The organism is Rhizobium sp. A22-96 (assembly GCF_053521805.1).
On sequence record NZ_JBNWDQ010000001.1, the window covers coordinates 613,054 to 625,528 of the forward strand.

11 protein-coding genes are annotated in these 12,475 nt (G+C 59.3%); 4 read left to right on the plus strand and 7 right to left on the minus strand.

The features are described from left to right. Window positions 1-11 precede the first annotated feature (11 nt). Window positions 12-794, minus strand: a complete 783-nt coding sequence (locus tag ACQZ6F_RS02750; protein WP_449092545.1) for a GntR family transcriptional regulator — start codon at window positions 792-794, stop codon at window positions 12-14. 106 nt (window positions 795-900) lie between these two features. Between ACQZ6F_RS02750 and ACQZ6F_RS02755 the strand changes: the two genes are divergently transcribed. Continuing rightward, window positions 901-2,214, plus strand: a complete 1,314-nt coding sequence (locus ACQZ6F_RS02755; protein ID WP_449092546.1) for an MFS transporter — start codon at window positions 901-903, stop codon at window positions 2,212-2,214. Between the two features lie 29 nt (window positions 2,215-2,243). Further along, window positions 2,244-3,446, plus strand: a complete 1,203-nt coding sequence (gene manD / locus ACQZ6F_RS02760) for a D-mannonate dehydratase ManD (RefSeq protein ID WP_449092547.1) — start codon at window positions 2,244-2,246, stop codon at window positions 3,444-3,446. Window positions 3,447-3,488: 42 nt separating this feature from the next. Here the strand turns inward: manD and ACQZ6F_RS02765 are convergent, their stop codons facing one another. The 4 genes from ACQZ6F_RS02765 to sfnG form a co-directional block, all read right to left on the minus strand. Next, complete coding sequence (locus ACQZ6F_RS02765) at window positions 3,489-4,532, minus strand: FUSC family protein (protein WP_449092548.1); 1,044 nt, start codon at window positions 4,530-4,532, stop codon at window positions 3,489-3,491. Between the two features lie 250 nt (window positions 4,533-4,782). After that, the gene (locus ACQZ6F_RS02770; RefSeq protein ID WP_068393287.1) at window positions 4,783-5,073 is read right to left on the minus strand and encodes a hypothetical protein; all 291 of its coding nucleotides are present in this window, start codon (window positions 5,071-5,073) and stop codon (window positions 4,783-4,785) included. Window positions 5,074-5,175: 102 nt separating this feature from the next. Beyond that, a complete protein-coding gene (locus ACQZ6F_RS02775; protein WP_449092549.1) occupies window positions 5,176-6,807 on the minus strand; it encodes a Na+/H+ antiporter in 1,632 nt (543 codons plus the stop codon). Between the two features lie 362 nt (window positions 6,808-7,169). Then, window positions 7,170-8,273, minus strand: a complete 1,104-nt coding sequence (gene sfnG / locus ACQZ6F_RS02780) for a dimethylsulfone monooxygenase SfnG (RefSeq protein WP_449092550.1) — start codon at window positions 8,271-8,273, stop codon at window positions 7,170-7,172. Window positions 8,274-8,919: 646 nt separating this feature from the next. Here sfnG and ACQZ6F_RS02785 point away from each other — a divergent pair. Then, complete coding sequence (locus ACQZ6F_RS02785) at window positions 8,920-9,684, plus strand: putative nucleotide-diphospho-sugar transferase (RefSeq protein WP_449092551.1); 765 nt, start codon at window positions 8,920-8,922, stop codon at window positions 9,682-9,684. A 21-nt stretch (window positions 9,685-9,705) separates the two neighbouring features. Here the strand turns inward: ACQZ6F_RS02785 and ACQZ6F_RS02790 are convergent, their stop codons facing one another. After that, window positions 9,706-10,635: a phytanoyl-CoA dioxygenase family protein gene (locus ACQZ6F_RS02790; protein ID WP_449092552.1), complete on the minus strand. Its 930-nt coding sequence runs from the start codon at window positions 10,633-10,635 to the stop codon at window positions 9,706-9,708. 97 nt (window positions 10,636-10,732) lie between these two features. Here ACQZ6F_RS02790 and ACQZ6F_RS02795 point away from each other — a divergent pair, with 97 nt between their 5' ends. Continuing rightward, entirely contained in the window at window positions 10,733-11,557 is an 825-nt protein-coding gene (locus ACQZ6F_RS02795; protein ID WP_449092553.1) for an AraC family transcriptional regulator, read from the plus strand. Between the two features lie 18 nt (window positions 11,558-11,575). On the opposite strand, the gene ACQZ6F_RS02800 is transcribed toward ACQZ6F_RS02795, so the two are convergent. Beyond that, on the minus strand, window positions 11,576-12,472 hold the full coding sequence (locus tag ACQZ6F_RS02800; RefSeq protein ID WP_449092554.1) for a helix-turn-helix domain-containing protein: 897 nt from the start codon (window positions 12,470-12,472) through the stop codon (window positions 11,576-11,578). Between the last annotated feature and the right edge of the window lie 3 nt (window positions 12,473-12,475).

Sequence of the window (12,475 nt, forward strand, 5' to 3'; positions counted from 1 at the left end):
TGCCGGTTCGATCAGGCGATCGGGCCGGCAATTCCCGTTCGCACCGCCATGTCGGCCAGACTGACGTCGAGCGTTGCTGGGTCGATCGACTGGCGCACCTGCAGCAGCATCTCGCCGAGATCGACCATCATCTCGCGCACGAACTTCTCCGTGCGGGCGCGGTCTCCCGACACGATGAGACGGAGCAGCGAAATATGGCTCTCGATCATCGTTTCCATCGACGCACTGGGGCCGAGATAGGTATGGAATATCCAGCCGGTGCGGCGATAGAGCGTTTGAAGCGGGATGAGCGTGTTGGCGAGAAGCGGCTCCCCGGATGCCGTCAGGATTGCCTTGTTGAGTAGCCGATCGGTGAAGTTGAACCGCTCAAGGCTGAGATCGGCCTTTGAAGCCTCCATATCCGCGATGAAGGTCCTGAGGATCATATGATCCTGCGGCGTCGCCCGCTCGCTCGCCAGCCCGCAGCCGATCACTTCCATCTCCGTGCGCAGGGGCAGCAATGTCCTCTCCTGCGCCAGATTGACCGGCGCTACACGCAGACCCGAGCGCGGGCTGACGTGAATGAGCTGGTTGCTGGAAAGGCGCTTGACCGCATCGTGAACGGGCGTACGGCCGAGGCCGGATTGCTGTTGCAACTGCTGGATTGTGTAGCGCGCGCCCGGCAGCAGCTCCGTCGAAACGATCATGCTTTCGAGGCGATCATAGGCTTCTTCCGACAGGCTCCGGGGTTGCTTTTCTTTCTTCGTCATCGCGCTGTCGATCTTCTCTCGCCCGGCCTGGCCGTCGCTTCTCATATCCGATCCACAGGGATCGGCATTGACTTTCGGCTGCATATATCAAATTTATTGCCTCATGTGAAATTTCAGATTACTAGCGTGATATTTCATAAGGGGAGGAATTATGGCAATCGAACACACAACCACTGCCGAAGCTCTGCAGCGCCCGTCCACCAATCGCCGCTGGTGGATTGCCGGGCTGCTCGCGATCGGCGTTCTCGTCAATTACTTTGATCGGGTGAATCTCACCGTCGCCTCGCCGCTCATCCAGGATGAGTTTCACATCGGGCCGGCGGAGATGGGCATCCTGTTCAGCGCCTTCGGCTGGACCTACGGCTTTCTGCAAATCCCCGTGGGCATGCTGCTCGACCGCTTCGGTGTTCAGCGCGTCATGCGATGGAGCACTTTCTCCTGGGGCATCGCCTCGGTGATCACGGCCTTTTCGACGGGCATGTCGACGCTCTTTCTATCCCGCATGCTTCTCGGCGTGGCGGAGACCCCAGGCTTTCCGGCCAATTCCAAGGCGACGGGCTATTGGTTTCCGCGCCATGAACGGGGTCTCGCAACGGCTCTCTTTGATGCCGCCGCGAAGTTTTCCAACGTCATCGCCATCCCGCTGGTTGCGTTCCTGATGCTGCATTTCGGCTGGCGCGGTGGCTTCGTCGCCACAGCCATCATCAGCTTCGTCTTCTTTGCGATGTTCTGGCTGTTCTATCGCGATCCCAGCGCCGACAAGAACCTGTCGAGCGAGGAGCGGACCTATCTCAAGGCCGGCGGAGCCGCCCAGGAAGGCGAAGCTGCTGCCAATGCCGTCGGCATGCTTGGCTATCTCCTGCGCAATCGCAAGGTCTGGGGCCTTTCGATCGGCTTTGCCGCCTATGGCTATGCCTTCGCCCTCTTCATCTTCTGGCTGCCGGATTATCTGGTGAAGGAGATGCACATGGACATCCTGAAGTCGGCAACTTTCACGACGATACCCTGGATCTTCGCCACAGCCTCGGATCTGCTGATCGGCGGCTGGCTCATCGACCATCTCATCCGCAAGGGTCATGACGAATCGCAGGTTCGCAAGACGATCATCGTGTTCGGCATGCTGATGGGCCTTGCGGTTGTCGGCGCAGGGCTGACGGCCGATCCCTATTGGGCGATCTTCTGGATCACGATTTCGCTGAGCGGGCTCGCCGCCGCCGCGCCGGCCGGCTGGTCCATCCCGTCGCTGATCGCGCCCAAGGGCGGTGCCGCCACCATCGGCGGTATCATGAACTTCCTCAACAGCGTGACCGGCATCGCCGCGCCGATCATCACCGGCTTCATCGTCGGCGCCACGCAATCCTTCAGCCGCGCCTTCCTTCTGGCTGGCGTCATGCTGGCAATCGGCATCGTCTCCTACGTCTTCGTCCTCGGCCGCATCGAGCAGATCCCCGATCCGAAGGCCTGATTTCGCCTAAAGACCAAGAAAGGTTTCCCATGAAAATCACTAATGCGAAGGTCATCGTCTGCTCGCCCGGCCGTAACTTCGTCACGCTCAAGATCGAGACGGACGAGGGCATTTACGGAATCGGCGACGCCACGGTGAACGGTCGTGAACTGGCCGTCGCCTCCTATCTTCAGGATCACCTCGTCCCCTGCCTGATCGGTCGCGACGCCTCGCAGATCGAGGACATCTGGCAGTATTTCTACAAGGGCGCCTATTGGCGCCGTGGTCCCATCACCATGGCAGCGATCGCCGCTGTCGACGTGGCGCTCTGGGACATTAAGGCCAAGGCGGCGAATATGCCGCTTTACCAGCTCCTCGGTGGCGCCAGCCGCACCCACATGCTGACCTATACCCACGCGAATGGCGAAACGATCGAAGAAACGGCCGACAAGGTTGCCGCCTTCAAGGAGGAAGGCTGGAAGGCGATCCGCGTGCAAAGCGCCGTCCCCGGCCTGCCGATCACTTACGGCGTCGAAAAGGTCGGTTCCCTGGCGCAGGCCGAGGACAAGCCGCGTGAGACGCTCTGGGACACGCCGGCCTATCTTCGTTTTCTGCCGCAGCTTCTCGACCATCTGCGTGACCGCTTCGGCTACGAGCTGCATCTGCTGCATGATGTCCATCATCGCCTGACGCCGCAGGAAGCGGCAGGCCTTGCGAAGGAAGTCGAGCGTCACAAGCTCTTCTGGCTCGAGGATGCGGTTCCAGCCGAGAATCAGGAATCCTATCGTCTCATCCGCCAGCATTCGACCACGCCGCTCGCGCTCGGCGAGGTTTTCAACTCAATCCATGATTGCCGCCAGCTGATCCAAGAGCAGCTGATCGACTATATCCGCACGACGCCGCTGCATGCCGGCGGCATCACCCATGTGCGGCGCATCGCCGATCTCGCCGGCCTCTACCACATCCGCACGGCCTGCCATGGTGCGGCCGACATGTCGCCGATCACCATGGGCGCGGCGCTGCATTTCGATCGCTGGGTGCCGAATTTCGGCACCCAAGAATATGCCTTCCATCCCGACGAAGCCAAGAATGTCTTTCCGCACGAATGGCACTTGAAGGATGGTTATCTCTATAGCGGCGAAAAGCCGGGACATGGCGTCGATATCGACGAGAAGGCGGCAGAGAAATACCCCTATAGACGCGCCTATCTCGATGTTGCCCGGCTTTCGGATGGAACGCTCTGGAGCTGGTAATTTCCTGTGATCGGCCGGCTTTTCCAGGCCGGCCGATCGTCGTCAGTTGCCCTGCCCTTCGCGGATACGATCGGCAAGATCGAGAAAATTCTGGCGCATGCGGCCCAATGTGAAGTCAAGGCCAAACAGGCGGCCTGTATCGCTAAAGCTGATCGACTGAGCGGCCTCGGAATGTTGAAACGCTTCGAAGGCGGCGGCAAGGCTACTATCGGCTTCGGTCAGGAGCTCTGAATCGATCTCGCCGCCGCTGCGCATAGCCTTGCCGCAAGCCTCGGCAAAGCCTGCCTGAGAGCGCAAAACCTGCGCGGCCTGCGGCCCGATGGCCTTCACCACCTCGGCCGGAAATGGCGTTTCCACCAGATGACTGACATAGGTCATGTCATTGCGGATACGCCACAGCGAGCGCGGGATGGCGTCGGATATGCCCTGCCTTGCGAGCCAAAGCGCGCGTTCGCGCTGCGCATCGGCCAGTAGCCCCTCGGCCGCCATCAGGGACTGTCGCAGCCCGATATTCGCCTCCGTCGCCGACACCGCCTCGCCCTTTTCCACGGCAGCCGCCAAAGTTCGCAGTATCTGTGCCGTCACGTCGAGTGCCGATGCGAAGCGATCGAGCACGACGGTGCGAGACCGGGTCGGCAGGATGAACAGGCTGGCAAGGACGCCGACAACGCCGCCCAGCGTGATCTCGGCAATGCGGTCGATCATGAAGACCTCGACCGGAACCGCCTGGGAGTGGGTCAGCATGACGATCGCCGCGGTCAAGCCGGCATTACGCAGGCGCGGTGCGCGCATCGAGGCGAAACTGGCGATCCCGACGACGAAAATAAGGGCGATCCCGATGGCTAGCGGCTCGTGCGGCGTCAGCAATACCGCTGCGCCGCCAAGCACTGCGCCGGCGATCGTCGCTACCAGACGGTCGACAGCCATGCCGGCCGTGGCACCGACCGATGTTTGCATGACGATCAGCACCGTGAACACGGCCCAATAGCCCTGCTGAAGATTGAGGAACTGAGTGATGCTGTAGGTGACCGTGCAGGCAATCATCACGCGCAGCGCCTGTATCGCCGCGCGCTTTGTCTGGATCAATGAGGTTTTCGGCGGAGACGGAGGCCCGCTTTGACGAGATTCCGGCTCGGTCATCGCGCAACTTTCCGCATGGAAACGTGTGTTGACAATGGCCGTTCGGGTCTTGCCCCTCCCTGCTGCAGCGCAGACGCTATGAACCGCATCCGGCTTCCACCATGGCAGCATTTCTTGCGATGTGGAAGAAGCGTGGACTGGGACACCTGCCCCATTCCACGCCTTTGTCATGACCGCGAATAGCGCCTCGCGGCGATTAGTGAACAGCCGTGCTGATCAACCGGTACGGATGGGTTACCTTGAAGTGCGAGATGACTTCGCTCGCCTGCTGGAACACCTTATCAGCGTTCTCAGGGTCCTCATGTGCAAGCTCATCGGCGTTGATGCGGATCGCTTCCGCCATATTGCGTGAAAATTCCGCGAACTTCTGGTCGCCTTCAACCAATGCCTCGCGCGCAGCACCTTCCAATGTCCGGGCGACATCGATCAGGATTTCCTCGCGCTCTTCCGCGCTCAGGGTTTCGATAGATTTCGTTCTGTCTTCCATTTTGATCACTCACTCCGATTAGACGTGACGGTGACCGAGCTCATGAAGCCTCGGTAAGCTACAGCTAAGAAGGGAGAAATCCGGATACAAGATCTTGAAATTTCAGCCGGCGTACCGTGCCTCCAACATATCCAGCTCCCGCACGAGCTTGGTCGCGATTTCGTTGCCGAGCTGCTTTGCCCGGAGCTTTCGAAAGATCTCGCTGCGCTCGGCCCGTACCGCCGCCAGTCGCAATTCCATCTCGATGCGGGTCATGCGCTTGGAAAGCTCCAGCTCTTCGCCCTCACCGGATTGGTTGCGGATGCGCTCGCGGTAGAGCTCCATCACTCTCGACGCCACGTCCACATAGAGGTCCGCATCATCATGGCCCTTGGACAACGAATGCTGAAGGCGGGCTATTTCCGTGATCGCCGCCCGGGCGGCATCGACCCTGGCCGCCGCCTCGTCCTCCTCATGCTTCGTATCTTTCGGAAGCTCGAGATTCTTGAGCAACGGCGGAAGGAACAGTGCTGCCGTTATCAACGACATGATGATCACGCCCATGGCAAGGCAAATGGCGAGATCACGAGCCGGAAAGGGCGAACCGTCGCTCATCGCGAGAGGCAAGGTCAACACACCGGCAAGCGTGATGGCGCCGCGAACACCCGCAAACGAGAAGGCCGCCAGGATACGCCAGTTCGGGGATGTCTGCCGCTGCCGCCTCTGGCGGAAGAGCGTCAGATGAAGCGACAGCCAGACCCAGGTGAAGCGTAGCGCGACAAGACCGAATGTGAGCCCGACAACATAGGCCGCGAGCCACCAGAATTCGTGATGCCCCGTCACCTGAACCGTTGCCGAGGCTCTTGCCGCGATCGACGGAAGTTGCTCGCCGAGAAGCACGAAGATGGTGCCGTTTGCGGCGAACTGGATCATGTCCCATACCGCGCGCTGGCGAACGCGGGTTGCCGCCATCGCGCGCCCGGAATTCTCAACCACGCTCATGGTCGTCCCCGCCGAAACTGCAGCCAGAATGCCGGAGCAATGAACCTGTTCTGCAAGGAGATATGCCGCAAAGGGTATGAGGATACTGACCAGAATCTGCGAGCCGCTCTCCTCACCATAACGCAACGAAACTCGCGTGCTGAGCCAGGTGATGGCCCAGGTGACGCTGACACCGATCGCCAGGCCGCCGATTGCAGTCCAGAGAAAGCTCAGCGTGGCGTCGTAGAGCGAGAAACTGCCCGTCAGCGCCGCGGCAATCGCAAACCTGAGGCAGACCAGACCTGACGCATCATTCAGAAGGGATTCGCCCTCGAGTATGTGCATCATCCGGGGCGGGATCGGCACCCTTTGCGCAATTGCCGAAACGGCAATGGGGTCAGTCGGGGAGATGACGGCCGCCAGCGCGAAGGCAACTGGAAGCGGCATCGCAGGGATCATCCAATGAACGAGGAGGCCGGCGCCGACGACGGTGAAAATCACCAGCCCCAGGGCCAACTCCACGACGATATTCATGTCCTGCCGAAGCTCGTCGGCCGGAATCCGCCACCCGTCCAGGAAAAGTAGCGGCGGCAGAAACAGCAGGAAGAAAATCTCGGGGTCCAGTCTCACGCTGAGATTGGCCGACAGCCCGATGACTGCTCCAAGCGCAATCTGAATAAGCGGCAGCGGCAGGACAATCGGTATCGCACGGGAAACTGCGCCACTAACGACGATCGCCAGAAGAAGGACGAGGGTCGTGGTGATTATTTCCATTATGCTGCCCTCTGCCCCGTATGCCCTGCAACCTTCGCCATCTGCCGCCAAATGCCCTTTCACCCAGAGCTGCCCGAAATGAGAAGGAACATTGATGGCGGCCGGCTATTTGGTCACTGCAGTCTGCCTTTTGCGATCACAAGAGCAAGTTCAAAACGAACCGCGTTCGCCGAAACGGCAAACTTCAGGATCAGACAGATAGGATGAGCAACGTGACTGGCAATTGAGAGAGATCTTATCAACGCCTTGGGCATGGGGTTGGGCCGCCCGCAGAAGGCGACCCCACCTCAAATAGTCTCTAAAGATGATCAGGCGAAGCCCTCGGAAAATTCAGCAGTGCTGCTTCGGAGCACGGAAGAAACCTATTCCGCCGCCACGGCGACGGTGCCTTCCGCCTCCTCCAGTGCACGCACCAGCGGAATGACCTGCTTGCCAAAATACTCCACCTCTTCCTGAAAATGCAGGAATCCAAGCAGGATCAGATCCGCGCCCGCCTGCTTCAGGCGAACGATACGTTCGGCCACCTGCTGTGGCGTGCCGATCAGGTTCGAGCGGAAGCCGTCATTGTACTGCACCAGATCCTCGAAGCTGGATTTTGCCCAATTGCCTTCACCCTCGGGCGAGGACTTGCCGGCATTCTTCACCTCGTGCCCGAAGGCCTTCACCGCTTCGGGATTGGCCTTCTCGATAATCTCGGCGAGGACGGCTTTAGCCTCTTCCTCGGTATCTCGCACAATGGCAAAGGCGTTGACGCCAACGCGCACATGATGACCGTTGTCTCTCGCCTTGGCCTGGATATCCTCGACCTGCTTGGCGATTTCCTCCGGCGTATTGCCATTGGTGAAATACCAATCCGACACGCGCGAGGCCATGTCGCGCGCCGCACGCGACGAACCGCCCTGGAAGATCTCCGGCTGCGGGTCGATCGGCTTCGGCTTCAAGGAATAGTCGGTGAAGCGATAGAAATCGCCGCGGAAGGTAAAGCTTTCCTCGGTCCAGATACCGCGCAGCGCGCGGATGAATTCCTCGGAGCGGCGATAGCGCTCATCATGATCGAGCCAGGGCTCGCCGATGGCATGAAACTCGCCACGGAACCAGCCGCTGACGATGTTGACCGCAACACGGCCGTTGGTGAGATGGTTGATGGTGGCGATCTGCTTGGCTGCAAGCGCGGGCGCCCATGGACCGGGCAGGATGGCCGCGATCACCTTCAGCCGTGTCGTCGCCTCCAGCAGCGAATGACTGAAAGCAACCGATTCATGCTGATATTCGGCGCCGTAACCGGCTGTGAAGCGGATCTGGCTCAGCGCATAATCGAAGCCGTTCGCTTCGGCGATCTGCGCAAGCTTGCGATTGTAGTCGATTGTCCAGCTCGTGCGCTGCTCGATGTTCGAGATGACAAGCCCGCCGGAGACGTTTGGCACCCAGTAGGCGAACTTCAAAGGCTCTCTGTTTACATCGCTCATTGACATCTCCCGGTTTGAAGGCTCTTCAGCCGAGCAGCAAGATCAGGTCCCGCAGCTCACCCGGATATACTCTATAGATTTTATGGCATATCGAACAAACTCATCCCAAGTTTCGGCCATTTCGGGAAAAAGCTGCCTCGTAAAGCCTCAACGATGTGAGCAGTGAAGCATATGGCGGAGTTTCGATCCCAACGAAACACCAGCGGGAACAGCTAAGAAGACGATCGATTAGAATGTTGTCCCGGTTGCCCCACCGTTCAGGGTGAAGTAAGTGAATGCCGCTATGAAAAATGCGACAATGATAATGATCGCCAGCAAACGCTTCAGCCATGGAGGCGTTTGTCTCGGTGGCTTCGGTTTGGGACGGCGCTCAAATTTGACAACATTATCGGACATGCGCATTCGATTAGCGAAGATCAGGCGATTTGCCAATCCGGGACCGGCGTCAACGAGGTGACCTTTCTACAATTGACCTAACAAAACTGCTCACCCTGCTTAAAGTCCTTGGAACCTGCGGCGCATCAGGGGCGGTGCCGGCAAGTTCTCCACAAATGTTGGGATTTGGAAACAAGTGCATCGAACTCGAATTGCGAAGGCAGACGAGCGGGCATTTGAACGTATCTATCTAACCCCCAAAGGTGCCTTCTTGAATATCCTGAATAAAATCCGCCCCTGGACAGCCCAGCAGCGTGCATTGATCGTCCCCTTTCCTAACGAGCAAGATCTGGCAGAGCGCAAATCGAAGACGACTGCCACCGATGGCCCGATCGTTGCATTTTTCACCGAAGGCAGTTTTTACGAACAGGAAAAGGAGCGCATGTCGCGCTCAGCCGAACGCATCGGTCTCAAGGTACAGGCAACGGCATTGCCGAGTGCTGGCAGCTGGGTGCTGAATGCCGGGCTGAAACCAGGTTTTCTGTTGCAGGAAAGAGCGAGGCTGCGCGGACCGCTGCTCTATGTCGACGTCGATGCTGTCTTCCATCGCAATCCCTGGCCGGAACTCCACAAGCTCGATTGCGATATCGCCGCCTACTACGAAGGCAATCAACGCCTGATCAGCGCGACCATCCTCATCAACGACACGCCCGCGGCGGCGCAGCTGCTGGAACGCTGGCGGCAGGGATGCCTTGCCAATCCAGAGATGTGGGATCAGCTCGTTCTTGAGCAGATCATAGCCGAAGATGCGGCGAGCGGCCAATCGCTGTTCCGAGTGGCTAAATTGCCCGCATCCTTCTGCTGGATCTTCGATCGTGTCGAGAATGGAGCCGTCAGCCAGGTCTTCATCGAGCAGCTCCAGGCGAGCCGAGAGGCAACAAAGCGCAAGCGCTGGTTCGGCCGCATCGGCAAGCGCCTCAAGCGCCGGCGCGACCGGGTCGAAGACATAGAGCGTATCTTGAACGGCTACGCTTGAGCCGACAATTGCGGGCTCAAGTCACAGCATGTCGTCCAGGCTCCAATGGTTGTTCCAGCGGGCGTCGATCTCGTCATTGACGTTCTGATAGCGGATATCGGTGGAGAGGCGCAGGCGGTGGCCCTTGTCCTGGTTTGTGGTCGAGGCATGAATCATGAAGGGCGAATGGAGCATGATGTCGCCGGCTTCATAGTCGGCGATCAGCCAGCGGGTGTCGAAACGCTCCGCCATCTCAGGCAGGTCCTTCGATACCCATCCGCCCTCGGTCATGTTGCGATTATAGGCACTTACGCGTTCTTCGGGGCTGAGATCTCCGTTCTGCTCGTTGAACTCACGCTCCATCCTCGCGCCGATTGCGTGCGATCCCTCGAGATAGGTCAGGCCGCCCATTTCTGTGGGGATATCGCCGATGGGAATCCACGATGTCACAACCCTGCTTGTGCCGCCACGCAGATAGACGAGATCATAATGCGCCGGCGTCGCAGTCGTCGTCCCGGGCCGGACATGGCGCATGATCTTGCGCTTGTGCAGATAGGAAATGCCAGCCAGGAATTCGTCCATGAAGCGGGCCATGCGGGGTTGTGTACAGAAGCCCTCGTAGGCCACCGAACGTACCAGAGACATCAGATAGCGATCCACCGCTCTGTTCTCCGGCGCGATCGCTGAGGCGATCCCATCCCGCGGATCTGTTCCCGGTGCAATCAATCCGGTGTTGGCCAGATGACCGAACACCCAGCCACGGAATTCGATGACCTCGCGTCGCGGTAAGAAGCCCTTGAGCCAGACATGGCCATTCTCTTCATAGAGGTGGCGGATTGCCGCGACGCCGATGCCGGGATCGGTGGGAGTGAGATCACCGAGCCGATTTGGTGCCGTCGACAGGATTTTACCGTTGGCAATAAGGCTGAAGCTTTCCTCATCGCCTCGCGTCGTCTGCATGGAAATCGACATTTCACTCACCAGAAATCTGAATTGAAGACCAGTTGAATCTAGCTGCTGAAACTGATTTCCTACATGGAGGAAAATAATACTGGACTTTTCGCTCACCATGAAAACGACGAATGCTATCTATCGCTCACCTCTCGCAACCATGGGAGGGCTGGCTGTTACCGGCAGCGGCAGGCAGCATGTCACGCATTCGGTGAAGACACGAAAATTGCCGAGCTATGCTGCCGTCCTGGTGGAGCATGGCCAAGGGTTCCTCGAAACCGAGGCCGTCGGCCGGCAGAGCGTGAAGGGGCCGGCCCTCTTCTGGCTCGTTCCAAACCGCCAACATTCATATGGGCCGGATGAAGGTGGCTGGAGCGAGCGCTGGGCGCTTTTCGAGGGCTCTTTGGTGCGCGACTTCTTGCGTCTGCGGCTGATCAGCGAACAATCTCCGCTTATCCCCCTCCGCAATCTCGATCGCGTGCAGCGTCTGTTCAGCGGCCTTCACGCCGATCTCCTGGAGGACACCAATCTCGCCAGAGCCTCAGCTGCATCGGCGCTGCACCAGATCGTCATTCTGTCAGCCCGCCAACCGAGCGGAATAACTCCTTCTCCACATGAAGGGCCTGATATCGCCGAGATCATCGAGGCCCTGCGCAGGCGAGCAACGGAACCTCTGGACATGACGGCCTTCGCCGCCGAATACGGCATATCGCCCGCAACGCTGCGCCGGAAGGTGGCGACGGAAGTCGGGCTGCCGCCGAAAGGCTTCCAGCTTCGGGTGCGCATGGACCACGCCAAGGAACTGCTGGCGACGACGGATGACAAGATCGAGATCATCGCCTCCAGGATCGGGTTCGACGATGCATTCTACTTCTCGCGGCTGTTTCACGAGCGGGAAAACTGCACGCCGCGCGAGTTCCGCACCCGCTACCGGAGAAGCTGATTAGCCGAAAGCCGCCGTTTACGCCTCGTCATCCCGGCCGGCAGGACCACGCTCCAAATTCCGCCGCCGCCATGCTGCCGGCGCCTCTCCCATCCGCTTGCGGAAAAAGCGCGAAAAATAGGCCGGATCCTCGAACCCCACCTCGCGGCCGATATCTTCGACAGAGCGGATGGTGAACATCAATAGTCGCTTGGCCTCCAGCAGCCGCCGCTCGAGCAGCATCTCCTTGACGGTGAGCCCGAAAACCTCGCGACATGCCTTGTCAAGCAGATGCGGCGTCGTCGCAAGCAGCTCGACATAGCGGCCAACCGGCCAATCGCTCTTGTAATGCCGATCGACGGCGCTGCGCAGCGATAAGGCAAGGGTGACCATGGGTGAGGCCGATGGCAGCGCGGCGCTGCCGCCGAGCCTGCTCATCAGAGACAGCACGACCCCGATCAATCCCAGCATGACTTTTTCGCTTTGCCCGCCGCGCTCCCTGTATTCGACGCTGATCATCTCCAGCAGCACACCAAGCTTATGCCAGGACGGATCCTCCGGCCGGCCTGTCAGAAAAGTCGGCATGTCCAGGCTGACGTCCACCTGGGGTGCAAGCGCCTTCAGTGTATCGTCCGATACGGATACGACAATGGCATCCGATTGATCGTCAACCTCGAATCCGTGGATGATATTGCTCGGAACAAAGCTGATGGTCGGAGCGGAAAAATTCCAAATCCGATCCTCGATCCGATAATGACCACCACCCTTGTACCAGTATGTGATCTGCCCCATCGACGGATGCTTATGGGAAGCCACATGCCCGAAATGCAGCGTTTTTCGGTCCATGACCGTTTCGACATGCAGGAATCCGACGTCGAGCGCGCGGCTCGGCTCGCCATAGACAAAGAAATTCGGGATTTCGTTTTTCTGCGACATGCC

Bases quoted from the DNA above. Each gene is read 5' to 3' on its own strand.
- manD (WP_449092547.1), top strand. From the start codon at position 2,244: ATGAAAATCACTAATGCGAAGGTCATCGTCTGCTCGCCCGGCCGTAAC.
- ACQZ6F_RS02795 (WP_449092553.1), top strand. From the start codon at position 10,733: ATGAAAACGACGAATGCTATCTATCGCTCACCTCTCGCAACCATGGGA.
- ACQZ6F_RS02755 (WP_449092546.1), top strand. From the start codon at position 901: ATGGCAATCGAACACACAACCACTGCCGAAGCTCTGCAGCGCCCGTCC.
- ACQZ6F_RS02800 (WP_449092554.1), bottom strand. From the start codon at position 12,472: ATGTCGCAGAAAAACGAAATCCCGAATTTCTTTGTCTATGGCGAGCCG.
- ACQZ6F_RS02770 (WP_068393287.1), bottom strand. From the start codon at position 5,073: ATGGAAGACAGAACGAAATCTATCGAAACCCTGAGCGCGGAAGAGCGC.
- ACQZ6F_RS02790 (WP_449092552.1), bottom strand. From the start codon at position 10,635: ATGTCGATTTCCATGCAGACGACGCGAGGCGATGAGGAAAGCTTCAGC.
- ACQZ6F_RS02750 (WP_449092545.1), bottom strand. From the start codon at position 794: ATGAGAAGCGACGGCCAGGCCGGGCGAGAGAAGATCGACAGCGCGATG.
- sfnG (WP_449092550.1), bottom strand. From the start codon at position 8,273: ATGAGCGATGTAAACAGAGAGCCTTTGAAGTTCGCCTACTGGGTGCCA.
- ACQZ6F_RS02775 (WP_449092549.1), bottom strand. From the start codon at position 6,807: ATGGAAATAATCACCACGACCCTCGTCCTTCTTCTGGCGATCGTCGTT.